The 25345-nt window shown below is 62.4% G+C and carries 18 protein-coding genes; 14 read left to right on the top strand and 4 right to left on the bottom strand.

What is annotated here, in order from left to right; translation table 11 throughout:
• The first annotated feature begins 90 nt into the window (after positions 1-90).
• Together NWI_RS11955 and NWI_RS11950 are read left to right on the top strand one after the other, a co-directional pair.
• Entirely contained in the window at positions 91-2412 is a 2322-nt protein-coding gene (locus NWI_RS11955; RefSeq protein WP_011315515.1) for a TonB-dependent receptor, read from the top strand.
• 234 nt (positions 2413-2646) lie between these two features.
• On the top strand, positions 2647-2925 hold the full coding sequence (locus NWI_RS11950; RefSeq protein WP_041345610.1) for a DUF2218 domain-containing protein: 279 nt from the start codon (positions 2647-2649) through the stop codon (positions 2923-2925).
• A 1168-nt stretch (positions 2926-4093) separates the two neighbouring features.
• Here NWI_RS11950 and NWI_RS11940 read toward each other — a convergent pair.
• On the bottom strand, positions 4094-4297 hold the full coding sequence (locus tag NWI_RS11940) for a hypothetical protein (RefSeq protein ID WP_148203848.1): 204 nt from the start codon (positions 4295-4297) through the stop codon (positions 4094-4096).
• 562 nt (positions 4298-4859) lie between these two features.
• On the opposite strand from NWI_RS11940, the gene NWI_RS11935 reads away from it, so the two are divergent.
• Together NWI_RS11935 and NWI_RS11930 are read left to right on the top strand one after the other, a co-directional pair.
• Positions 4860-5312 (top strand): MaoC family dehydratase, encoded by a 453-nt coding sequence (locus NWI_RS11935; RefSeq protein WP_011315511.1) that lies wholly within the window; start codon positions 4860-4862, stop codon positions 5310-5312.
• Positions 5309-6190 carry an HpcH/HpaI aldolase/citrate lyase family protein gene (locus tag NWI_RS11930; protein WP_011315510.1) on the top strand — a complete coding sequence of 294 codons (882 nt, stop codon included), beginning with the start codon at positions 5309-5311 and terminating at the stop codon, positions 6188-6190. Before NWI_RS11935 ends, NWI_RS11930 begins: the two co-directional genes overlap by 4 nt.
• Before the next feature lie 49 nt (positions 6191-6239).
• On the opposite strand, the gene NWI_RS11925 is transcribed toward NWI_RS11930, so the two are convergent.
• Entirely contained in the window at positions 6240-7514 is a 1275-nt protein-coding gene (locus NWI_RS11925; protein WP_011315509.1) for a serine hydrolase domain-containing protein, read from the bottom strand.
• Positions 7515-7744: 230 nt separating this feature from the next.
• On the opposite strand from NWI_RS11925, the gene NWI_RS11920 reads away from it, so the two are divergent.
• From NWI_RS11920 to NWI_RS11890, 7 genes are all read left to right on the top strand, one after another.
• A complete protein-coding gene (locus NWI_RS11920; protein ID WP_011315508.1) occupies positions 7745-8965 on the top strand; it encodes an NAD(P)/FAD-dependent oxidoreductase in 1221 nt (406 codons plus the stop codon).
• Between the two features lie 277 nt (positions 8966-9242).
• Positions 9243-10502 (top strand): Glu/Leu/Phe/Val family dehydrogenase, encoded by a 1260-nt coding sequence (locus NWI_RS11915; RefSeq protein ID WP_011315507.1) that lies wholly within the window; start codon positions 9243-9245, stop codon positions 10500-10502.
• 134 nt (positions 10503-10636) lie between these two features.
• Entirely contained in the window at positions 10637-11338 is a 702-nt protein-coding gene (locus NWI_RS11910; protein ID WP_011315506.1) for a TetR/AcrR family transcriptional regulator, read from the top strand.
• A 1-nt stretch (position 11339) separates the two neighbouring features.
• On the top strand, positions 11340-12551 hold the full coding sequence (locus NWI_RS11905) for an efflux RND transporter periplasmic adaptor subunit (RefSeq protein WP_011315505.1): 1212 nt from the start codon (positions 11340-11342) through the stop codon (positions 12549-12551).
• A 202-nt stretch (positions 12552-12753) separates the two neighbouring features.
• On the top strand, positions 12754-15849 hold the full coding sequence (locus tag NWI_RS11900) for a multidrug efflux RND transporter permease subunit (RefSeq protein WP_011315504.1): 3096 nt from the start codon (positions 12754-12756) through the stop codon (positions 15847-15849).
• A gap of 235 nt (positions 15850-16084) precedes the next feature.
• Positions 16085-17338 (top strand): NAD(P)/FAD-dependent oxidoreductase, encoded by a 1254-nt coding sequence (locus tag NWI_RS11895; RefSeq protein WP_011315503.1) that lies wholly within the window; start codon positions 16085-16087, stop codon positions 17336-17338.
• Between the two features lie 92 nt (positions 17339-17430).
• On the top strand, positions 17431-17682 hold the full coding sequence (locus NWI_RS11890) for a DUF6489 family protein (protein ID WP_011315502.1): 252 nt from the start codon (positions 17431-17433) through the stop codon (positions 17680-17682).
• A gap of 64 nt (positions 17683-17746) precedes the next feature.
• Here NWI_RS11890 and NWI_RS11885 read toward each other — a convergent pair whose 3' ends face one another.
• Complete coding sequence (locus tag NWI_RS11885; protein ID WP_011315501.1) at positions 17747-18967, bottom strand: bifunctional alpha/beta hydrolase/OsmC family protein; 1221 nt, start codon at positions 18965-18967, stop codon at positions 17747-17749.
• Positions 18968-19003: 36 nt separating this feature from the next.
• Entirely contained in the window at positions 19004-20200 is a 1197-nt protein-coding gene (locus NWI_RS11880; protein ID WP_011315500.1) for a cytochrome P450, read from the bottom strand.
• A 50-nt stretch (positions 20201-20250) separates the two neighbouring features.
• On the opposite strand from NWI_RS11880, the gene NWI_RS18480 reads away from it, so the two are divergent.
• From NWI_RS18480 to NWI_RS11870, 3 genes are all read left to right on the top strand, one after another.
• Positions 20251-20385, top strand: a complete 135-nt coding sequence (locus NWI_RS18480; protein ID WP_283805202.1) for a hypothetical protein — start codon at positions 20251-20253, stop codon at positions 20383-20385.
• 379 nt (positions 20386-20764) lie between these two features.
• Positions 20765-23539, top strand: coding sequence for a phosphoenolpyruvate carboxylase (gene ppc, locus NWI_RS11875; RefSeq protein ID WP_244375022.1), 2775 nt, complete (start codon positions 20765-20767; stop codon positions 23537-23539).
• A gap of 94 nt (positions 23540-23633) precedes the next feature.
• Positions 23634-24983, top strand: a complete 1350-nt coding sequence (locus NWI_RS11870; protein ID WP_011315498.1) for an amidase — start codon at positions 23634-23636, stop codon at positions 24981-24983.
• Positions 24984-25345 lie beyond the last annotated feature (362 nt).

The raw sequence follows: 25345 nt of genomic DNA, 5'->3' as shown, positions 1-25345 counted from the left end.
CCGTCACTCGGCAAGCCAGCGCGGAGCACGCTTCTGCTCCGCTATCCATCCGCACTTATTGTTGAACGCACATTGCATCGGAGACTTTTCATGAGAAGACAGGTTGGTCAAATAGCTCTCATTATCTCAGGCCTGGGCGTCCTGCCTCTGTCTGAAAGCGCCATCGCGCAGTCTTCATCTTCGAATGGCGGCACGACGCTCACGCCGATCGAGGTGATCGCGCCGCGGACGCGCCCGGCGACGCGAAACCGAACGGTTCGCGCGACGCCGAATCCGCATCGGGCGGCGGTGCGGCCACGTTCCCGCGAGGCGGCGCCCCCGCCGGCCGCCGCACCTTCCCCGCCCGCACTGCCGCAGACCGGAACCGTCGGACAGCCTCCGGCGCCATATGCAGGCGGCCAGGTCGGAACGGGCGTGCGGATGGGCATGCTGGGCAACACGTCGGTTCTCACGACGCCGTTCAATGTCACCGGCTATACCTCCAAGCTCATGGAGGATCAGCGGGCGAGGAGCATAGCGGATGTCACGCTCAACGATCCTTCGGTTCGCAACGACGCGCCGCCGTTCAGCGAGCGCGACTCGTTCTTCATCCGTGGTTTCTCGGTAACCAATCTCGACACCGCCTACGATGGGCTGTTCTACCTCGCCAACCCGCGCCGGAGCTTTCTCGAGGGGATCGAGCGCGTCGAAGTCCTCAAGGGTCCGAGCGCGCTGCTCAGCGGCGGCACCGCGCGCACTGGCGGCACGATCAACATGATTCCGAAGCGCGCCGGCGACGAGCCGCTGACACGCCTGACGACGACCTACATCAGCAACTCGCAGATCTGGAACCACGCCGATCTCGGCCGCCGCTTCGGAGAAAACAAGGAGTGGGGCGTTCGTTTCAACGGCTCTTACCGCAAGGGTGATACGCCGCTCGATCTCAACTCCGCCGAAGTCGGTGTCGCCGCGCTCGGTCTGGATTATCGCGGCGAACGGTTCCGCGCATCGCTGGATTTCAACAGTTCGGTTCAGAATATCCGCGCGCCGACATCGCTGTTCAATTCGGCGGCCCCGAATATCATCATCCCCCACGCGCAGAACGGCCGCATCAACACATCGAGCCGCGACGAATTCATCGACAGCCGCTACAAGATGGTCGCGGGCCGCGCCGAATACGATCTGTTGCCGGATACGACCGTCTATATCGCGGGCGGCGGCAGCCGATACAACGAGGACTTCCTCACTTCCTCCTACCGGATCACGAATCCGAACGGGACGGCGACCAATTCGCTTGCGATTCAACCGCAGAAGCTTCAGGGGTTCGCCGGTGAGATGGGCCTGCGTTCGAAGTTCCGGACCGGGGTCATCGGTCACCAGTTCAACGTCGCGGCGGTCACCATGACCAACGAGCTTTACCGCGGCGGCGTTCTCGGCTTCACGCCGTTCAGCTACGTGACGAACATCTACAATCCCGTCCGCTTGCCGCCGGGCTCGTTCCAGACCACAGGCTTCGCGAGATCCGACGACAGGCCGTTGTTTACGCGGCTGGTCGCTCGGAGCGTCGCGGTGTCCGATACGCTTTCGGTCTTCGACGACAGGCTGCTGCTGACGCTCGGCGGACGCTGGCAGGACATTGCGATCACCGGCTATGCGACCGCGCCCGGACCCAATCTGGGCATGGAGACCTCACGTAATCAGCAGGCTCGCTTCAGCCCGGCCGTCGGCGCTGTCTTGCGGGCGACCGACCGTCTGTCCTTGTACACGAACTACATTGAATCGCTCGATGCGGGACCGACGGCGCCCGCGCTCGCGGGCAATAGCGGCACGGTTTTCCCGCCGGTGGTGAGCCGGCAACAGGAAGTCGGCGCCAAATACGATTTCGGCACCGTCACGGTGACGGCGTCGCTCTTCGAAATCAGGCAACCGTTCGCCTTTACGGATCCCGGCACCAACCTCTTCTCCGTCGCCGGCCTGCAGCGTAACCGTGGTTTCGAACTCAACGTGTTCGGCTCGCCGATCGAGGGCCTACGTCTGCTCGGCGGCATCGCGCTGATGGATGCCAGGCAGGTCAACACCATCGGAGGCCGCTTCGACGGCAACAACGTGCCGGGCGTTCCGGTCACGGCGCTGAACCTTTACGGCGAATATGATCTGCCGCACTGGATGGCTCCCGGCGTGACGATGACCGGCCGGTTGATCCGTACCGGGGACGTGTTCTACGATCAGGCCAACACGCAATCCGTTTCCGGCTGGACGCGGGTGGATCTCGGGGCGCGATATACGTTCGTGGGTCCGTTGGGCAAGCCCATTGTGATGAGGGCCATCGTCGAGAACGTGGCTGACAACGCCTACTATCTATCCGCCGCCCGCGGCTTCCTCGCCGTGGGTGCGCCGCGAACCTACATGCTGTCGGCAACGTTCAATTTCTAGGGCATTTTTCCGGCGAAGCGGGTGACCTGTTCGCCGCAAGAAGATGCGACCAGACGATCGTTTCCAGGGCATGGTCCGATTCAAACCGATCGGATCATGCTCTGGCGTGACCTCGCTTCCGATTGAATCAGAAGCGAAGCTCGAAATTGTTGGCAGGTGAATCCTGCCGCGACGCCACGGTCCAATCGCATTCGAGCCTGGAGGTTGTCGATGAACTCGCAGTCCCGCAACGCCATGGAAACGAGCCGCGCAACCGTAAATACGCTGCATGCAAGCCGCTACTTGCAGCAGCTTTGCAAACATTGGGCCCATAAATTCGAAACCGAGTACGATTCCGTCAATGGCCGGATCGCGCTTCCTTTGGGAGAGGCTAGGCTGGCAGCCGGACCAGAAAGTCTTGTCATCGATCTGTCGACCAAGGACGCCGCCAGCCTCGCGACCCTCCGGGAGGTGGTGGCAAGTCACATCGAGCGCTTCGCGTTCCGTGAAACACTCCGCTTCGACTGGACGTAACCGAGGTGCGAAGGCCAACCGCCTGACTCCCCCGCCGGTGTCGACGCCGTTCGCCGGTCGAACTAGAGCCTTTTCGCTTCTGATGGAATCAGAAGCGAGGCTCTACGATCTTGTTCTGACGCGTTTTCTTCACGCGAACCGGTTTCCACTTCGCTCGAAAACGCTATAGCGTGTAAGCCCGCCACGCTGTTCCCGCTGATGATCGGATGCGGCCTATCGCAAACAGCATGCCACCGCCGCGCGCGGCATCTTGGACCGTGCCCCGCCGAAGTCGAACGCAAACCTCAAATCGCAAAACACCCGCGCCCCGCGCATTTTCGCTTTCTGATTAAGCAGACGAGGGTTCAGGATTGTTGTTTAGAGCATCAGACCCGAAAGTGGGAACCGGTTTCGGGATAAATCCGATGCTCAATCAATTAACTGGAGCGGCGGCGCTGATTCCATTTGACTGGCGGCCGCTCTAACGCGTGTTTTTACCCGATCGTTGCTCGATGTCGCCGAGAAACGCCATGCACAATCATGGGTTCCACCCCTTGGATCGATAGCCGAAATCATCCGTTCGGGGTTTTCTGGGGCGGTGTACCGATATAGAGACGGTGTCAATGGACAGAGGGACGGGCGGGGCGAGCGTTGATCGAGCGCCGCGCGGTTCAAGGTAGAGAAACAGGAATGCTCAGGGATTTTCAGGTTGCTCTCATGGCTGCCATCGCGCTGGCGACGGCGACCAGCGTAGCAATAGCGGGCCTTTCTCAGGACCGCCGGGAGGATCAGCCGCCGCGGAGCCGCCCGAAGCCGCCCCATGCTCGCCAGAGTAACCCGCCCGCGCAGGGCAATTTGCCTGCTTTCGGCGGGTTCGATGGCGGCTGGTCGTTCACGGGGACAAGCACCAACTGCCAGGGAAGTGGCGGCGGCTCTTTTACGGTTTCAGGAACACGGGTCGTCGTCTCCGGCGGCGGAAGCGGTCGCGTCAGCCGAAGCGGTGCGTTTCAAGCGTCGACGAATGCCGGAGGCGGCGTGAGGCTCAGCGCGGTTGGCCGGCTTTCGGGAAACAGAGGAGGCGGATCGTACCAGCGCAGTGACGGATGTGTCGGCCGGTGGACCGCCATCCGGCGGTGAGAGGTGATCGCCAGGCTCGCGAGAACCTTTCAGAGAAGGCTTCCGGTGATGATTATTTGACGGCGTGCGGCGGGTCGATCGTGCGTTTCACCCACTGGCCAAGAACATAAGACACAACGAATATGACCGTGGCGATCAACGCGATCGTCAGATCCGCGACGTCGCCTTTAAGCACCTTGGCGAGGATATAGACGCCGGCGAGCCCTGCTCCAAAGACAGCTAGCGAGGCGGCTTCGGCAACGAATTTCCGGGTCAATCTGGTCTCCATGAAGGATGGACTATCGATCTGCGAGAACCTTGCCGAACTGGCGTCGCATGGGGGCGTAAGCCGGCCCGGTTGCCCCGATCCGGGGCCGTTCCGCTTCCGCACAGAATCGCGGCTCCCTGATTTTGATCTGAGGCGCTTTTGCACGCGAGCAGGTTATCCATCCTAGATCACGATGGTTTTGGATCGAATCGATCCAAAACCATAAACGTGATCGATTCCATTATTTTAGAGCGGGATGCGGGCGGAAAGCCGCTACACACTTTTCCTCATCCCGCTCTAGGGTCAAGCTCGAGGATATGCGTCGCAGGGACGCTATAGAGCATCGCCGAAAAAATATCGAGGCCGTTTTGTTCGCCGTTTCAATCCGATCGATCGACGCCCGAACGCCTGATGAGTCCTGCTCCTCGTCGCCGAGCGCCGGGCCGAAGCTATAAGTCCGGCTCATTGCAGCAAGTGGTGGCGGATGGCAAACTCCCTGTCGGCCGCGATGTGATCCGGATTGGTCGTGCGCGTTCAATCCGATGGCGGGGGTGGGGAGAGGAAAAGCCGAATGGGCGGACTGTATTTCGAGCAGTTTTCCGTCGGGCAGACGTTCGTTCACGAAATTCGGCGAACCGTCACCGACATGGACAACATTCTGTTCTCCTCGCTGACCTGCAATCCGGCCGCGGTGCACATCGATCACGAATACGCCAGATCGACTGAATTCGGCAAGCCGCTGATCAATTCCATCTTCACCCTGGGCCTCATCATCGGCCTTTCGGTGCAGGACACCACTTTCGGAACCACGGTCGCAAACCTCGGCATGGAGGAAACAAGGTTTCCCCATCCGGTGTTCGCCGGCGACACGTTGCGCGCGGAATCGAAAGTGATTTCGGTTCGCGACAGCAAGTCGCGTCCAGCACAGGGTATCGTCACTTTCGAGCATCGCGGATACAACCAGCGCGACGAAGAGGTGGTGTTCTGCCGGCGCAACGCGCTGATGATGCGGAGGCCGGCATGAAATGGCGCTCGCTTCTTTTCGTCCCGGCTGACAGCGATCGCAAGTTCGCGCGGGCCGGGACCTGCGGCGCGGATGCGCTGGTGCTCGATCTGGAGGACTCTGTCGCGCCCGGCTGCAAGGAGGTCGCGCGCGAGGCGGTGAAGAGTTTTCTCGGTGGCGCGACTGACCGGGATTGGACGTTTCTGGTGCGGATCAATGCGCTCGGAACGGGCCTGACGCTGGCCGATCTCGCGGCGGTGGTCCGCCCCGGGCTGGACGGAATCCTGATTCCGAAGGTCAACGGCGTTGAGGATATCCGGCAGATATCCCATTACGTCGATGTCCTGGAGATGGCCGCGGGCATTCCAACCGGGCATGTGAAGCTGCTCGCCGTCGTCACCGAGACGCCGGCTGCGATGCTTGGCTTCGCCGGGTATGCGGCACAAGGTCCAGGGCAAGTCTCAAGGCTTGCGGCCATGACGTGGGGTGCTGAAGATCTCAGCGCCGCGGTGGGCGCGCTGACCAATAAGGAACCGAACGGCGACTGGACATTCCCTTATCAGGTCGCGCGCGCTCAATGTCTTTTCGCCGCCAACGCGGCCGGCGTTGTTGCGCTGGATACGCTGTACAGTGATTTCAGGGATCAGGCGGGTCTCGCCGAGAGTTGCCGTGTCGCTCGCCGCGACGGATTTGCCGGGCGGCTCGCGATCCATCCCGATCAGGTCGCCACCATCAACGCCTGCTTCACGCCAACCGAAACCGATCTGGCGCACGCCCGTCGCGTCGTCGCCGCCTTCGCCAGTCAGCCCGATGCGGGCGTGATAGGTATCGAGGGCAGGATGTATGACATTCCGCACCTGATCGCGGCGAAGCGCACGCTCGCATCGGCCGGCGAGTGAGTGAACGACGAAATAAGCGTCGAGGCTTGAGTACCTTAAGCAATGTCGCTCAAGGATTGGAGTCGGTGATGGCCGCATACACCATGGTGCGAAGTTCGCGTCGGACAGGATAGGCGGTCGAAGGGATCACCTGCGTCATGAAGATGGCGATCAACTCTTCCGCCGGATCGATCCAGAACGACGTCGTCGCAACGCCGCCCCAGGCATATTCGCCGGGACTTCCGGCTATCAGCGTCTTTGCGGGATTGATGGTGACGGCGAAGCCGAGTCCGAAGCCGATGCCGCTGTAGGTCGCCTCCGCGAACATGGATCGCGACATCTCCGGCAAGTCCCGATTGCCGGGCAGATGATTGCTCGTCATCAGCGCCAGCGTTTTCGGCCCGATCAGCCTGACGCCCCCGAGTTCACCGCCGTTGAGCAGCGCCCGGCAGAAGGTGAGGTAGTCGGTGGCCGTCGAGCACAGGCCGCCGCCTCCCGAGACGAAGCCGGGCGGGGAGAGAAACGGGCTGGTGGCGGGATCGTCCTGCAACGTCAGTCCACTCGTCGCACCCGGCGAACGGGCCGGCACCATGCCGCCTGCATCAGCGCTATAGCAGGCCGCGAGCCGGTGCGCCTTGCCGGCCGGCACGAAGAAGCCGGTGTCGGCCATTTCCAACGGGTCGAAAATGCGCTCTTTCAAGTACCGGTCGAAGGGAATGCCGCTGATCCTGCCGATGAGATAGCCGATCACATCCGTGGAGACCGAGTAATTCCAGGCCTCGCCCGGCGAGAATTCCAGCGGAATACCGGCAAGATCTGCGATCATCGAAGCGAGCGTTCCCTCAGGGTCGAGCGTGCCGATCCGCTTGTCGCGATACGCCGCGTCGACGTTGGTCCGCTGCTGGAAACCGTAGGTCAGTCCGGATGTGTGGCGGAGCAGGTCGACGATCTGCATCGGCCGCGACGGCGGCCTGGTCATGAAAGCAGGCGCGGCGCCCGCCTGGAACACGCCAAGGTTCTTCCATTCGGGAATATACCTGTGAACGGGATCGTCGAGCGCAACCAGGCCCTGTTCCACCAGCATCATGAAAGCCACCGAGGTGATCGGCTTGGTCATGGAATAGATGCGGAAGATGGCGTCGCCCTTCAGCCGCACCTTGCGTTCCAGATCGGCGAAACCCTGCACGGAGTGGTGCACGAGGCTGCCGCGGCGATACACCATCAGCTGTGTGCCCGGAAACCGGCCGGCATCGATGTATCGTCGCTTCAGGTGATCATCAATGCGCGCGAGCGCGACGCTGGACATCCCTGAAGCTTCGGGAGAGCCGGAATTGTGGGTTGTCATCTGGGGTCGCTCCGGGTGAGAGGGCCAGTTTCGGATCGATCAAGCCGGGTCCGCCTACACGATGTGCCGCATGACCCGGTCGATTGTGAACCGCGGTTCCGCCGGGAGTGGCAATCGGCGGCGGGTTCGTGCAAGAAAACGCGCGGGCCGACACCCGCGACAGAAGGATAACGCTTTGGAGGCGATATATGACAGACGTTCAGACCGTCCTGAACTGGTGGACTTGACGAATGGGAGACGCACCGATTCTGATCGTCGGCGCCGGCCATGCCGGCTTTCAACTTGCCGTTTCGCTTCGTCAGGCCGGGTACGAGGGGCCTGTCGGTCTGATCAATGACGAACCGCATCTGCCCTACCAGCGGCCTCCGCTCTCCAAAGCCTACCTGAAGGGCGGCGGAAGCCCGGATTCGGTGATGTTCAGGCCGGAGAAGTTCTACCACGATCAGCACATCGAACTGATCGCCGATCGCGCCGTCGCCATCGACCGTGGCGCGCTTCAACTCGTGTGTGCCTCCGGTGCATCCCGGCCTTATAAACACCTCGTCCTGGCGACGGGCGCGCGCAACCGCCTGCTCGACGTTCCCAACGCCGATCTGGAGGATGTCCTGTATCTACGATCGCTCGACGAGAGCGAGAAACTGCGGCAGCTTTTCACCACCCGGCGGCGGGTGGTGGTTGTCGGGGCGGGTTTTATCGGCCTCGAATTCGCGGCCACGGCGCGGTCGAAGGGGCTCGAAGTCGATGTCGTGGAGCTTGCGCCGCGCGTGATGGCGCGTGCGGTCACGCCGGAGATCTCGGAGTTCTTTCAGCAGCGCCACAGTGAAGCTGGGATTCGCCTTCATTTCGGAGTGCAGGCGACGAGCATCGCCGGAGACGGAGGTCGCGTGTCAGGCGTCGCCTTGAGCGACGGCAGGCAGCTTGCGGCGGATCTGGTGGTGGTCGGCATCGGCGTTTTGCCGAATGTCGAACTGGCGGGGGAGGCGGGCCTGCCGGTAGCCTCCGGAATTATCGTCGATGAGCATCTGCTCACCGCCGACCCGAACATTTCGGCGATAGGTGACTGCGCGCTGTTTGCGAGCGAGCGTTTCGGCGCGTCGCTGCGGCTCGAATCCGTGCAGAACGCGACCGATCAGGCGCGTTGCGTGGCCGCGCGGCTGACCGGTCATGCGAAGAACTATGACGGTTTTCCGTGGTTCTGGAGTGATCAGGGGCCGGACAAGCTGCAAATAGCGGGTTTGACGACCGGTTACGATCAGGTCGTCGTGCGTGGCGACGTCGGGCAGGGGTCGTTCTCCGCGTTCTGTTACAAGGGCGGCCATCTGATCGGCATCGAGTCGGTCAACCGCGCATCGGATCACGTCTTCGGCCGTCGCTTTCTGGCCGTGAACGGTTCGATAACGCCGGAGCAGGCTGCCGATTCCGCTTTCGATCTCAAGCGCGCGCTTGCCTGAAGTCCTGCCGGCGGAAACATCGCCTTCGGATGGTCAGGCTCGATAACCTGTGCATCCGTCGAACCATGGCGGCCTCGATCGCGCGGAGATCGGTCGACGTACAGGCTTCACACGATACTTTTTACAGCCTTTATCGGGGCGATGGATGTTATCATTGGACGGCGCATAACCGACGGCTCACCATCCTGAAGGCATGGTGACGGCTTGCTTTCGGCGACGTATCCAGCAGATCAATGCCTGGCACGGTTCGCGAACCAGATCACGCAGGGAGAGAACGATGACGGTTTATGCGGGCGCGGTCTTCGACATGGCGGTTCGGCAGTTCGGGGTTATCGCTGATCACCTGTCGATCCCGATGGATGAGCGAGAGCGCATCCTGATGCCCAAGCGCGCCATCACGATTTCCTGTCCGGTGCATCGCGACGACGGATCGATCGCGGTTTTCGAGGGGTACCGCGTGCAGCATCACCTCACGCTGGGCCCGACCAAGGGCGGCACGCGCTTCGCGCCGTGCGTGGATATCGGCGAGGTGGCCGCGCTCGCCATCTGGATGAGCTGGAAATGCGCGCTTGTCGGATTGCCCTATGGCGGAGCCAAAGGCGGCGTCAGTGTCGATCCGCAGTCGCTCTCGATGCGTGAACTGGAGGGACTGTCGCGCCGTTACATGCAGGAGATGATTCCGTTCGTCGGGCCGCACACCGATGTGATGGCGCCCGACATGGGTACGAACGAGCAGGTGATGGCCTGGTTCATGGATACCTATTCCATGTATCAGGGGCGCACCGTCACCGAGATCGTCACCGGCAAGCCTGTCAGCACGGGCGGCACGCTCGGTCGTCGCGAGGCCACGGGCCGCGGCGTCGCCCATCTCGTCCGCCGCGTCATGAAGGAACGCGACATCGCGTTCGGTGGCGCGACCGCCGTCGTTCAGGGCTTTGGCAACGTCGGTTCCCAGGCGGCGCTCGAGCTTTACAATTCCGGCGTCAGGATCATCGCGGTGAGCGACCACACCGGCGCCCTTCATGACAGCAAGGGCCTGGATATTCCCGGGCTGCTGCGCCACACCGGCACGCAGGGAAGCCTCGCGGGATATTCCAACCAGCTTTCATACGATCCAGCGGCGATCCTGACCCTGCCGTGCGACGTGCTCGTTCCCGCCGCGGTGGAGCGCGTGATCGACGCGCGCGTCGCCGAGAACCTGAAATGCCGCGTTCTGGCCGAGGGCGCCAACGGGCCAACCACGCCTGAAGCCGACCTGATCCTGGAGACGCGACAGGACGAGATTTTCCTGATTCCGGACATCCTTTGCAATTCCGGCGGCGTGGTGGTCAGCTACTTCGAATGGGTTCAGGGTTTGCAGCAACTGTTCTGGGAAGAAGATCAGGTGACGCGCCGCGAATACCAGATCCTTGATCGTGCTTTCGGGCAGATGGTCGAGCGCGCGAAAAGGGACGGTATCTCGCATCGGACCGCGGCGATGACGCTCGGCGTTGAGAAGGTGCGGTCCGCGAAGGCGAAGCGCGGGCTTTTTCCGTAACCGCCCGGCCGTCGTATTCCATCGCTTCCCCGGCATCCAAAAGGGGACTCCCGGATCATTTCGGTTTTAAGTTCAATTGATGCAACGCAACATCCGTCTTGACTAAATTGAAGTGAGTGCTTACTCACAAAGCTATGAGCAGCCTGCGGATGACCGGCGATCTGCGACGTGAGTTGATTTTGAGCGCTGCGAAACAGTGTTTCGCACGCAACGGGTTCGCGGGTACGACGACCAGAAGCGTTGCGGCTGCCGCATCGATCTCAGAGGCGTTGCTGTTCAAGCATTTTCCCACCAAGGCCGCGCTCTACGCCGAAATTCTGGCTGAAGCTTGCGAGGCGGATCCGGCGCTGCATCGCCTGCTCGATCGCGAGCCCTCAACGGAGACGCTCGTTATCCTTGTTCGCGGCATGGTCAGGCATTTCCTGAATGTCTCCGCTTCGCCGGATCAGCAGGAAGCGCAGCGCCTGCGCCTCATGGTTTCAAGCCAGCTCGATGATGGCGAATTTGCCCGGTTGCTGTACGAGAAAATCCGGAATCTGATCGGCGGGGCCTTCACGGCTTCACTTGAGCAGGCGATTGCAAAAGGGGATGCCGAGCCGGTAGGGCGGGACCCGCTCAATCTGTTCTGGTTCGCGCATCATACGGTTCTCATGTTGGTTCTCAGCAGGCTTCCTTCCGTTCCAGCCCTGTCATATGGCGGCGGGCCCGACCTGGAACGGCAGATTAGTGAATTCATTCTTCGGGGGATCGGTTTGAACGCAGCGGCAATTGCCTTGCATCTGGACCGGGAACCTGTATTCAACGCCGCCCAAACGTCGGCCGCAGAAAGTGCATGACATGACGGTAAGAAGGGAAGGCGATACCGGCGACATGACAGAGGTGCCGCCGCGCGAACTGAACGAAAAGCCTCGCACGCGCCCGGTGCGCATGACGCGCTGGTTTATCATCGGGGGAATATTGCTCTCGTTGCTGGTCGGCGGGCTGGTAGGGTTCAATGCCTTCCGCGCGCACATGATCGCGCAGTTCTTTGCCAACAATAAGCCGCCGCCGGTGACGATCAGCGCGGTCGAGGTCAAATCTGAAGTCCTGCCCAATCTGCAGCGGGCGGTCGGCAGCCTGGCCGCGGTGCATCAGGTCAACGTTTCATCGGATGTTAACGGCCGCATTACCGAGATTTTATTCACCGCCGGCAGCCGTGTCGTTAAGGGCGCGCCGCTGGTTCAACTGTTCGACAAGCCGGAACAAGGCGACCTGGCCAGCTTCAAGGCTCAGGCGACGGTCTCACGCCTTGCTCTGGAGCGGGCGAAGCAGCTCGCCGCGCGTCAGGTCGGTCCGCAGGTGACGGTGGATCAGGCGCAGGCCGCTTTCGACCAGGCCAATGCGGGCATCGCCAAGACCGAGGCGATCATTTCGCAGAAGCTGGTGCGCGCGCCGTTCGACGGCGTGCTCGGCGTCCGTCAGGTGGAAGTGGGGCAGTTTCTGAACGCCGGAACGCCGATCGTGTCGCTGACCGATCTGTCGACCCTGTTCGCGAACTTCACGGTGACTGAAAAGGACAGCGCACGGCTTGCGGTCGGCCAGACGGTGCGGGTGTCGGTCGATGCCTATCCGGGCAGGGAGTTTGACGGCAAGATCACCACCATCGAGCCGCAGATCGCCACTGAAACCCGCAATATCCGAGTCCAGGCCACCATCGCCAACCCGGACAACATCCTTAAGCCCGGCATGTTCGCCGATGTGATCGTGGTGCTGCCGGACAAGCCGCCGGCTGTCACGGTCCCGGAAACCGCGGTCGATTACACGCTGTATGGCGACTCCGTCTATCTCATCAAGGAGAAGAAGGAGGACGACGGCAAGACCAGCTTGACGGTCGAGCGCACCTTTGTCCGCACCGGCGACCGGATCAATGGCCGCGCGATCATCGAGAAAGGGGTCAAGCCCGGCGACAGGGTCGCCGCGGTCGGCCAGCTCAAGCTGCAGTCGGGCGCCGCGGTCGAGATTTCGAAAGATCAGATGCCGCAGATTCCGGCGGAGCCGCCGCTGAACTGATACGATAGCGTTTTCGAGCGAAGTGGAATCCGGTTCGCCGGAAGAAAACGCGTCAAAACATAAAGGTGGAGTCTTTCACCGTTTCCATGAAGCGCTGAAAGACTTTAGAGCCGGGTCCGCCCCGTGGCGGCTCCGCATCGATCGAACGTCTCGCGGTCATGCTCCGCTCGTCGGAGCAGCCACGCGTCAATGGAGCGCCTTCATGGCATTCACGGACATCTTCATCAAGCGGCCGGTGTTGTCGATCGTCGTCAGCCTGCTGATCCTGCTGATCGGCCTGGCGGCGGCGTTCAACTTGCCGGTCCGGCAGTATCCGAAGCTGTCCAACACCGTGATCACCGTCACCACGATCTATCCGGGCGCGTCGCCGGATCTGATGCAGGGCTTTATCACCACGCCGATCGAGCAGGCGGTCGCGTCGGCCGAAGGCGTTGACTACATCACTTCCACCTCGACACAGGGCCAGAGCCAGATCAAGGTCTACGTCAAGCTGAATTTCGATCCGAACGCGGCGCTCACCGAGGTTCTGTCGAAGGTCAATTCGGTGAGATATCTGATCCCGAAGGAAGCCAACGACCCGGTGATCCTGAAGTCCACCGGCGAGACCACGGCGGTGATGTATATCGGCTTCTCGAGCGATGAACTGTCGGGCTCGGCGATTTCCGATTACCTGACGCGCGTGGTGCAGCCCATCCTCTCGACCGTGGACGGCGTGGCTTCGGCCGACATTCTCGGCGGTCAGACCTTCGCGATGCGGGTGTGGCTTGATCCGATGAAGATGGCCGGACGCAACGTGACCACCGCCGAAATCGCCATCGCGATCGCCGCCAATAATTTCCAGGCGGCGGCGGGCCAGACCAAGGGCTACTACACGATCTCCAACGTGACCACCAATACCGACCTGCAAAGCGTCGAGCAGTTTAAGCGCATGACCGTGAAGGCCAAGGACGGCGGCTTCGTGCGCATGGAAGACATCGCCACGGTGGAGCTGGCGGCGCAAAGCACGAACGCCAGCGTCGCTTTCAGCGGGCAGCGCGCGATCTTCATCGGCGTGCAGGCGACCCCGCAGGGCAACCCGCTGAACATCGTCGCCGGAGTGCGGGCGCTGTTTCCGGACATCGAGCGGAATCTTCCTCCCTCGATGAAGATGAAGGTGGCTTACGACTCGACCAAGTTCATTACCTCCTCGATCCATGAGGTGCAGAATACGCTGATCGAGGCGGTCCTCATCGTTATCGTCGTGATCTTCCTGTTTCTCGCCTCGCTGCGTTCGGTCATCATCCCGGTGGTCACGATTCCGCTGTCGCTGATCGGCGTTTGCGCGCTGATGCTGGCCGCGGGGTTCAGCTTCAACCTGCTGACGCTGCTGGCGATGGTGCTGGCGATCGGCCTTGTGGTCGATGACGCCATCGTGGTGGTGGAGAACATCCACCGGCATCTCGAAGAGGGTAAGTCGGCGGTTCAGGCGTCCTTGCAGGGCGCGCGCGAAATCGTCGGCCCGGTCATCTCGATGACGATCACGCTGGCCGCGGTGTATGCGCCGATCGGCTTCCTGGGCGGTCTCACCGGCGCGCTGTTTCGCGAATTCGCTTTCACGCTGGCCGGGGCGGTGATCGTCTCCGGCGTCATCGCGCTGACACTGTCGCCGATGATGTGCTCCGTGCTGCTCAAGCACGGCGGGCAGGGCTGGTTCGCCACGAAGGTCGACAGGATCTTCAGTTCGGTGACCGATTGGTATGGCCGGAAGCTGGATCGCTCGCTCGACTACCGGCCGGTGACGGCGCTGTTCGCGGTGACGCTCCTCGGGCTGGTCGGCTTTCTTTACATGAACACCTCAACGGAGTTGGCGCCCGAAGAGGATCAGGGCATCGTGTTCGCGGTCATCAAGGCGCCGAAATACGCCAACCTCGACTACATGGATTTTTACGGTAACAAGCTCGACAAGGCATATGCGAGTTTCCCCGAGACCGACCTGCGCTTTGTGATCAACGGCACCAACGGCATCAACGATGGTATCGCCGGCATGTTGTTGAAACCGTGGGACGAGCGCACGCGCTCCGCGATGACCATCAAGCCGCTGGTGCAAGCTGAAATCAGCAAGGTAGAGGGCGTGAGCGCTTTCGCCTTCAACCGGCCGCCGCTGCCGGGCGGTCCGGGCGGTCTGCCGGTGCAGATGGTGCTCTACAGCACATCCAGCTTCCAGACGGTCTATGAGGAAATGAACAAGCTCAAGGAGGCGGCGCGGAAGAGCGGTCTGTTCATCGTCTCCGACAGCGACCTCGACTATAACCAGCCGGTGGTTCGCGTCGCTATCGATCGGACCAAGGCGAACGATCTCGGCGTCACCATGCAGCAACTCGGCGGGACGCTGGCGACGCTGCTCGGCGGCAACTACGTGAACCGGTTCAACCTTCAGGGGCGCTCTTATCAGGTGATCCCGCAGGTGCCACGCGGCGAGCGCCTGTCGCCGCAATCCCTCGACGGGTATTACGTGCCGGGGGCCGGCGGCCAGCAGATTCCGCTGTCCACGCTGGTCTCGATCAAGACTGAAACCGATCCCAATGCGCTGACCCACTACAACCAGCTCAATGCGGCGACCTTCCAGGCCGTGCCGATGCCGGGCGTGACGGTGGGCAAGGCCGTGGAATTCCTGGAACAGCAGGCGAAAAATCTGCCGAAGGGTTTCAGTCACGATTATCTCGCAGACGCCCGACAATACGTCACGGAAGGCAATCAGCTCGCGATTGCCTTCGGCTTCGCGCTCATCATCATCTTCCTGGTGCTGGCGGCGCAGTTCGAAAGCCTGCGTGACCCGCTCGTCATCATGATCAGCGTGCCGATGGCGATTCTCGGCGCGCTGATCCCGCTGTTCTTCGGCGTCGCGACGATCAACATCTATACCCAGGTGGGCCTGCTGACGCTGATCGGCCTTATCAGCAAGCACGGCATCCTGATGGTCGAATTCGCCAACGAGCTTCAGATCAACGAGAAGCTCGACAAGCGGGCGGCGATCGAGAAAGCGGCGCGGGTCAGGCTGCGTCCAATCCTGATGACGACCGCGGCGATGGTTACAGGTCTGCTGCCGCTGCTGACGGCGTCGGGAGCGGGCGCGGCGAGCCGGTTCTCGATCGGCCTCGTGGTCGTGGCCGGCATGATGATCGGAACGCTGTTCACTCTGTTCGTGCTTCCGGCTGTCTATGTTGCGATCGCGACCGATCACCTTAGCGGCACCAAGTCTGAACGTCGCAGGCAGATCGCCGAATTCGACATGGAGTCGAAAGCGCTGCGACCGACATAACTCTCGCATAAGCCATCGTCGGCCTGTCGGCCGGCGCGGGCGAACCGAGACGTATCCAGGCGAGGAATGCCGCGCCGCCGCGGCTCCGGCCTGTCGGCAAGTTGAAGATTTGCAAGTTGATAATGGCTGACAAACCGCCACCCGCAACGGGACGGTTTGCGCACCCGAACCGCAATACTTAAGTTTGAAGCGTAACGTTCGGCGAGGCCGTACGGTCCTGCCTTCGGAGATTCGTGTGGCGCTAGTCAAATCCGATGTTCTGGTTCTCGGCGCGGGAATTGTCGGCGTTTCCGCGGCGCTGCATCTTCAGAAGCGGGGGCGCGATGTCATCCTGGTCGACCGGCACGACGGGGCGGGCCAGGAGACGAGCTACGGAAACGCGGGCCTGATCGAATCAGCGTCGGTTTTCCCGTATGTGTTTCCTTACGATCTGCGTCAGGTTCTGCGCTATGCGCTGAACCGTTTCCCCGAAGCGCATTATCGCTTCCGCGATCTGCCTGCGTTTTTGCCGTGGTTGATTCGCTATGTTTTTGCGTCCGCGCCCGAACGCGCGTTTCGCAGCGCGATGGCGGCCCTGCCGCTGATCAGCCGCAGCTTGGCCGAGCATGAGGCCCTGATCGCGGAAGCGGGCGTGCCGCAGCTTCTGCGCCGGACAGGCTGGATCAAGCTGTTCCGGTCGACGGCGACGCTGGACAAGGGCGTCGCTGACCTCGAACGCGTTCGCCCGTATGGGGTTGAAGGGGATATTCTCGACGCCAGGGCGATAGCCGCGCGCGAGCCGAATCTGTCCGGAACGTTCGCCGGCGCCATTCACTGGCCAGCGCCGGGCTTTATTCCGGATCCGGGAGCGCTGACGAAGGCCTATGCGGCGTTGTTCGTGCGTCGAGGCGGGCGTTTCATCGTGGCTGACGCGCGCACGCTGACGCAAGGTCAGGCGGCATGGCGCGTCGAGGGTCCGAACGGAGCGCTGATGGGGCGCGAGGCGGTGATTGCGCTGGGTCCGTGGTCCGATGATATCTTCCGTCCGCTCGGCTACGACATGCCGCTCGGCATCAAGCGCGGGTATCACCTGCATTTGGCCCCACGCGGCAATGCGGTTCTCAATCGTCCGGTTCTCGATTCGGATCGCGGCTATCTGCTGGCGCCGATGAATCAGGGCATTCGCCTCACGACCGGCGCGGAGTTCGCGCGGCGCGATGCGCCTCCGACTCCCGTGCAGATCGAACGAACGTTGCCTCTGGCGCGGGAATTGTTTCCCCTCGGAGAGGCGATCGAGGCCACGCCCTGGATGGGACGGCGTCCGTGCATGCCGGATATGCTCCCGGTGATCGGAAAGGCGGCCCGCCATGACGGGTTGTGGTTCAACTTCGGGCACCAGCATCACGGTCTGACCCTGGGCCCGGTCACGGGCCGGCTGCTGGCGGAGATGATGACGGGCGTCGAGCCGTTTGCGGACCCGAGACCGTTTGCCGCGGAGCGCTTTCGTTAAAACCTGTGTGGTTCGCATGGCGCTTGCGCCACGGCTGTTTTCGCGGCGATATGTTTCGCATCGGCTTATCGAGGCCTATCCAGGAGTGCGCCATGAAGATGAACATCGAGATTGAGTGTACGCCCCTTGAGGCCCGCCAGTTTCTGGGACTTCCGGACGTTCAGCCGATGCAGAATGCCGTGATGGACCAGCTTCAGCAGAAGATGGCGGAGAATCTCGACAAGTTCTCGCCCGAAGCGATCATGAAGGACTGGTTCGATCCCAAGATGGCGGAGCGTTTCCAGGATATGTTCGTCAACATGTCGGGACTAGGGACCGGGCGAACAACAAAAGACAAGAAGTAGAGGCGGCGACGCTGTTAAGCTGCCGCATCGGCTTCGCGGTCAACGCTCAGGAGCGGACGCTGGTTCAGCGGCTTGCCGTGCGTGTGGTGATGCGGACCTCCGACGTCAGCGTTCTGTGAACCGGACACTTGTCCGCGATATCGATCAGTTTCTGCCGCTGATCCGGGTCGAGCGTTCCTTCCATCGCGATCTCACGCTCGATCTGATCGAGCGTGCCGGTTTTGGTCTCACACTCGGCGCAGTCCTTTGCATGAACCTTGCTGTGCCGCAGTCTGACGGTGACGCGATCGAGCGGCAGCGCCTTCCGCTCGGCATACAGTCGCAGGGTCATCGAGGTGCAGGCGCCGAGCGCCGCAAGCAGGAGATCGTAAGGCCCCGGTCCGGTATCGTCGCCGCCGACCGGTATAGGCTCGTCGGCCTTCAACCGATGCGGACCGACAGTAACCGTCTGCTGAAATTTGCCGCGGCCGGTTTCCCGGACGACGACGTCGCGCGATTCTGGGTTTTCTGCGGCGCTGGCGGGCCGCGGCTCAAGGTAGCGCTGCGCCCATGAGGCGATCACCTCCGCCACGTAGCCGGTGTCGCGCTTCTCGCTTAGCAGATGATCCGCCCCAGCGAGCGATATGAAGCTTTTGGGATGTTTTGCGGCAACGAAAATGCGGGTGGCGTTGTCGATGCCGACGATGTCGTCGGTCGGAGAATGCAGGACCAGCAGCGCCCTTCGCAGGTTCGCGATCTGCTCCGTCAGGTTGTGCTCGGCGATATCGTCGAGAAACTGCCGGCTGATCGGAAACGGGCGGCCGGCGAGGGACACCTCGACCGCGCCTTGCTCGTGGATATCGGTGACGTGATCGGCGAACAGGCGCGTGACATGTGCGGGATCGGAGGGCGCGGCGATCGTCACCACCGCTTCTGCTTCGGGAATCCGTGCCGCGGCAGCGAGCACGGCCGCGCCGCCGAGGCTGTGGCCGATCAGAAGCGCCGGCGCCTTGCGCGTCTGCCGCAAATGGTCGGCCGCCAGAACGAGATCAGCGATATTGGATGAGAACGTGCTGTTGGCGAATTCACCTTCACTCGCTCCGAGGCCGGTGAAGTCGAATCGCAGAACGGCTATCCCTCGTCCTGTCAGCCCCGTGGCGATGCGTCTTGCCGCAAGCACGTCCTTGCCGCAGGTAAAGCAATGCGCGAACAGCGCATAGGCCACAGGCTCGCTGTCGGGGAGGTCCAGCGTGGCGGCGAGTTTATGACCGCCTGATCCCGAAAACTGGAAACGTTCGTGCGGCACGTCTGGCTTCCTTCTTTTGCGCAGTCGAATCAGACTTCAAGCCTTGCCGAGCAGCAGCGGAAGCTGGCGTGGGCCGCGCACGCTGCCCTCGGACCACTTCACCCCGCCCGACGGATCAAGCCGGAACTCCGGAATTCGTTTGAGCCACTCCTCGATCGCAACAAGCATCTCCATGCGGGCAAGGTGAGCGCCGACGCAGCGATGGATGCCGACGCCGAAAGCGATGTGGCGGTTCTCCTTGCGGTCGATGATGATCTTGTCCGCATCGGGAAAGACAGCCGGGTCGCGGTTGGCGGCCGGGAAGGACAGCAGCACCATGTTGCCGGGCTTCATCGGACAGCCGCTCACGGTGGTTTCTTTCATGACCTCGCGCCCCGATGTGGCCGGCGCGAAAGCGCGCAGGAATTCCTCGATGGCGGTCGGTATCAGTTCGGGTTCTGCGATGAGACGCTCGCGATCCGCCGGCGTTTGCGCGAGATGCCACAACGAGGAGCCGATGGCGCTCCACGCGGTGTCGATGCCGGCGACCAGCAGCAACCGCAGAGCGCCCTGGACGTGCATATCCGTCAGCGGTTGCCCGTCCTCGCTCCGCGCATTCATCAATGTCGCGATCAGGTCGTCGGTCGGGTGCTTCTTTCTTGCTTCGATCTGCTCGGCGAAATAGCCGACCATTTCACGAACGGCCTGCATCACCGCCGCGTCATCATTCAGGCCGACTTCAAGTATCTCGTGAATCCACTTGATGAAGAGATCGCCGTCCTTTTCCGGGACGCCCAGCATGATGGTGATGGCGCGGGTCGGAATGTATCGCGTATAGCGGGCCGCCGCGTCGCAGCCTTTCTCGTTTATGAAGCCGTCGATCAGTTCATTGCAGATCGCGCGTATCCTCGGCTTCAGCTTCGCCACGGCTTCCGGCGCAAAAGGCGGGAGCAGGATCTGCTTGGCGTGCTTGTGCGCGGGCGGGTCCGATGTGATCGGCGGCGCCGGCGGCGGCGGCTCCGGGCGGAAATTGCGAACCACTACGCGGCGCGAAGAAAAATGCTCGGTGTCGCGGGAGATTTCCTTGACCGCCTCATAGGTGGTCGGCAGGTAGACCCCGAGAAAGCGGTTGGTGTGAGCGATGGGACACCTGGCGCGCAGATCGTCCCAGATCGGGTAAGGATTTTCGGTCCAGCGAGGGTCGGTATGGTCAAAATCGTGAACCCAGTCGGTGACGGGGGCAGGGCTGGACATCGATTCCTCCGGGAAATGATCGCCACCGTCCGACGCCGGATCGCTGGCGCTTGAACTATCAAAATACGACCTCGGTCCTTCTCGATAATGAGAGCGATCTGTGGGGAGTTGGCCTGCGCGAATCGCACCTTGTCCTGCAACCCGGCCGGGGCGGCGCCATCGCCGATGGCGCGGGTCCCGCCTGACGCGTCGAGTTCAAATGCGCGAGCCTCCGGCGCTTTTCAGGACCGGCGCGGATCCTGAGAAAACTGACATGCAGGGCTGTCCTTTGAAATAATGGGTGATCTCTTCCGCCAAGGATAACCCCGCTTTCGGCATAGCGCCATCGCCGCCCGTCGCATAATCCGGGGACAAAGAACCTATGGCATTGGTTTCATTATAACATGGGGCCGCTCGATGGCGGCGTCGCGCCTCGTTTAGCCGGCCCGAGCCATGTCCGGGGACCGCCGGTCTTTTCCGAGCCGTCCATCTTTTGTGCATCGACAGGCCGGCATTTCTTGCGTTGCAGCAGGAAAATTGCCACTGAAGAACCGGTTTTTCAGGAGCAGCGTGATGTCCAGTCTGATGCCGTTACCTCGTGCAGGTCAGCCGGAGTCTGACGCCGCCGACCTCGATGCAAGGCTGCGCGACGATATCCGGCTGCTCGGCCGTATTCTCGGCGATACCGTGCGTGATCGCGAGGGACCGGAGGCGTTCGATCTGGTCGAACGCATCCGGCAGACCTCGATCCGCTTTCATCGCGATGACGACAAGCCCGCGCGGCGCGAACTGGAAGCCATCCTCGACGGCATGTCGACGGACGAGACGGTGCTTGTCGTCCGCGCCTTCAGCTACTTCTCGCATCTCGCCAACATCGCCGAGGATCAGAACAATATCCGCCAGATGCGCAGCCAGACCCTCGCGGGTGGGGCGCGGCATCAGGGTCGGCTGGCGCATACGCTTGCCTGCGCGCGTAAGGCCGGGTTCAGCGCGGCCGAGTTGCGAGACTTTTTCGACAGCGCCGTGGTCAGTCCGGTGCTGACCGCTCATCCGACCGAGGTCCGCCGTAAAAGCACCATCGATCGCGAGATGGAGGTCGCGGCGCTGCTCGACCGTCGCGAACGGATGCAACTCACGCCAGACGAGTACGAGGCCAGCGAGGAACAGTTGCGCCGCGCGGTGCTGACGCTGTGGCAGACCGATCTCCTGCGGCGGACCAAGCTGACGGTGCTGGACGAAGTCGCTAACGGCCTGTCGTTCTACGACTATACCTTCCTGCGCGAGGTGCCGCGGCTGCATTGCATGCTGGAAGATCGCCTGCACGATCCCGAGGAAAGCAGCGCCGCGAACGAGATTGCGTCGTTCCTGCGGATCGGAAGCTGGATCGGCGGCGATCGCGACGGCAATCCCTTTGTGACAGCGGACGTCATGCGCGGCACCCTCCACTGGCAGGTCTCGCGGATACTGCGTCACTATCTCGATGAACTGCATGAACTCGGCCGCGAACTGTCGCTGGCCGCCGATCTCACCGATGTCTCGCCGGAGTTGAGCTCGCTGGCCGAACGATCGGCCGACACCTCGCCGCATCGCCGCAGCGAGCCTTACCGCCTCGCGGTGTCAGGCATTTACGCGCGGCTTTCAGCCACCGCCGTGAAGCTGAAAGCGGACACGCTGCGTCCGCCATACGGCGCGGCTCCGCCCTATGCCAGCGCCGCCGAGTTCAGTGCCGATCTCGATATTCTCCACCACTCGTTGACCGCGAATAACTCGGAGGTGATCGCGCGCGGGCGGCTGCGCAAACTACGCCGCGCCGCCGACTGTTTCGGTTTCCATCTCGCCTGCCTCGACTTGCGGCAGAACTCCACCGTTCATGAAAGAACGATCGCCGAACTGCTCGCCGCCGCCAGTCCGGGCACGTCCTATCTGACGCTGGACGAGGAGGCCCGTATCGTCCTGTTGCTAAGGGAACTGCGCAGCGCGCGTCCGCTGACGTCGCCGTTCATCACATACAGCGAGGAGACGCAGGGCGAGCTTGCGGTGTTCCATGCCGCGGCGGAGGCGCACGGAACGCTTGGCCCGGATGCGATCCCTCAATGCATCGTCTCGATGACCGAAGGCATTTCCGACCTGCTCGAAGTCGCGTTGCTGCTGAAGGAGGCCGACCTGGTCGATCCCACCGGGCACAGCGCCATCAATATCGTGCCGTTGTTCGAGACCATCGAGGATTTGCAGGCCTGTGCCGGCATCATGGACCGGTTGCTGTCGCTGCCGGAGTATCGGGCGCTGGTCGACAGCCGCGGCGGCTTGCAGGAGGTGATGCTCGGCTATTCCGACAGCAACAAGGACGGGGGTTTCGTTACCTCGGGATGGGAGCTTTACAAAGCCGAGATCGGCCTGGTCGAGGTGTTCGAGCGCCACAAGGTGCGGCTGCGCCTGTTTCACGGCCGCGGCGGATCAGTCGGCCGCGGCGGAGGGCCGAGCTACGACGCCATCCTCGCGCAACCGGGTGGTGCGGTGAATGGCCAGATCAGAATCACTGAACAGGGTGAAATCATCTCCAGCAAGTATTCCAACGCCGAGGTGGGCCGCTCCAATCTGGAGATCCTCGCCGCCGCCACGCTGGAGGCCAGCCTGTTGCAGCCGCGGCAGAGCGCTCCGAGCCTGGAATACCTCGACGCGATGGAGTCGCTGTCGTCGCTTGCCTACAAGGCCTATCGCAACCTCGTCTTTGAGACGCCGGGTTTCGAGGACTACTTCTGGGCGTCCACCGTGATTAACGAAATCTCCACATTGAACATCGGCAGCCGGCCGGCGTCGCGCAAGAAGACACGCCGGATCGAGGATCTCCGGGCGATTCCGTGGGTATTCAGTTGGGCGCAATGCCGGGTGATGCTGCCGGGCTGGTACGGGTTCGGCAGCGCGGTGGAGGCGTGGATAGAAAGTCATCCCGACAAAGGCATGGCGTTCCTGCAGGAGCTTTACGGGGAGTGGCCCTTCTTCCGCATGCTGCTTTCCAACATGGACATGGTGCTCGCGAAAAGTTCGATCGCGATCGCGTCGCGTTATGCCGATCTGGTGCCCGACGTTGAACTTCGCGAGGCGATCTTCGGACGCATCCGGCGCGAGTGGCATCTCACCATCGACAAGCTGCTCGCCATCATGGGGCAGGAGCGGTTGCTTGCCGGTAACCCGCTGCTTGAGCGCTCGATCCGCAACCGCTTCCCCTATCTCGATCCGCTCAATCATGTGCAGGTCGAACTCCTGAAGGACCATCGCGCGCAGTGCGAGGATGAGCAGGTGCTGCGGGGTATCCAGCTCACCATCAACGGAATTTCCGCGGGCCTGCGCAACAGCGGCTAGAGCATTTTCCGGCGAAGTGGAAACCGGTTCGCCGCAGGAAATGCGACCAGACAATAACAGGATGTCATCCATCCGTCCGCCTGCGAGGTTAGCCATGCCTGATGATCCGACCCTGGCCACGCTCGCCGCCGATCTCGCGGCGGGCCGTACCACGGCGCGCGCCCTGGTCAGCGACTGCCTTGCGAAAATCGCGGACCAGGCGGGCGAGGGCGCGCGCGTGTTCATCCAGGTCGATGCGGACGCCGCGATCGCCGCGGCCGAGGCCATGGACAGGCTGCGCGGGGTCAACGCCGCGCCGTCGCCGTACGCAGGCATTCCGGTTTCGATCAAGGATCTGTTCGACGTCAGGGGACAGGTCTCGCGTGCCGGGTCGCTGGCGCTTAAGGATGCGCCTCCGGCCGCGAAGGACGCCCCGGTCGTGGCGCGCCTGCGCCGGGCCGGCTTCGTGGTGATCGGGCGCACCAACATGACCGAATTCGCCTATTCGGGTCTGGGCATCAATCCGCACTACGGCACGCCGAAAAATGGCTGGCGACGCGACGTCGGCCATGTGCCGGGCGGATCGTCGTCGGGCGCGGCAGTCTCGATCACGGATGGCATGGCGCACGGCGCGCTCGGCACCGACACCGGAGGATCGTGCCGGATTCCGGCGGCCTATTGCGGCATCGTCGGCTACAAGCCGACCGCGCGCCGCATTCCGCTCGATGGCGGCGTCCCGCTGTCCGTCACGCTGGACAGTTACGGTCCGATCGCGCGTTCGGTCGGCTGCTGCGCCGTGCTGGACGCGGTTCTGGCGGACGAACCGGTTACGGCGGTCGCGCCGCGCCCGGTGAGAGGACTGCGGTTTGCCGCGCCGACCACGGTGATGCTGGACCGCCTCGATCCCGCCGTTGCGTCGGCCTTCGAGCGCGCGCTGGACCTTTTGGCCGATGCCGGCGCGTTGATCGATCACATCGCCGTTCCCGAGTTCGGCGAGGTTGCGGAACTGAACATCGGGGGCGGATTCGCCGCGGCCGAAAGCTGGGCCTGGCATCGCGCGCTGATCGCTGAGAAGGCGGAATTGTACGATCCCCGCGTCCTCAGCCGCATTCGGTACGGCGAAGGCCTCAGCGCGGCGGATTATGTTGATCTGCTCTCTGTTCGACGCGCGATCATCGGAAGTTTCGGGCGTCGCGTTGCGCCATACGACGGATTGCTGTCGCCGACCGTTGCCATCACGCCGCCGCGGATAGCTGATCTCGCCGATGATGCGGCCTACGTGAAAGCCAACATGCTTTCGCTGCGCAACTGCTCGCTGATCAACATCCTCGATGGATGCGCGATCTCGCTGCCCTGTCATCGCGAGAGCGAGCCGCCGGTTGGCCTGATGCTTGCCGGGACGGGTGGAGCGGATCGCCGGATTTTCGAGCTTGCGGCGGCGATTGAGCCGATCGTTCGCGGCTGAAGCCATTCCGGCTTTTGTCGCGGCGCGTATCGTGAGCGCGCTGCCGCGCCGGGAGCGTTTTCAGCTTCGCCACATTGTTGAAGGATTTGTTGCGCAGCTTTCAACGGCGGCCATGGCGTTTTCGTGCGAAGCGAGCACCGGATTCGCGTGAAGAGAATCCGTCAAACAACAATCCGGGAGCTTCGCTTCTGATCCAATCAGAAGCGAGCGTGCTCCGGAGCTTTTCCGGCGACGTGGATGATCCGTTCGCCGCAAGAAGATACGACGATCATGAGGATGGTGCGATTCAACCTGATCGGATGATGCTCCGGGGAACCAATATCAGCGTGAAAGCGTTGACAACGGTTTTCGTGATATGCCTT

The sequence above is a fragment of the Nitrobacter winogradskyi Nb-255 genome (assembly GCF_000012725.1).
Taxonomy (GTDB): Bacteria; Pseudomonadota; Alphaproteobacteria; order Rhizobiales; family Xanthobacteraceae; genus Nitrobacter; species Nitrobacter winogradskyi.
The sequence above is the reverse complement of the archived record's forward strand: the minus strand, read 5'-3'. Positions and strand labels throughout refer to the sequence as shown.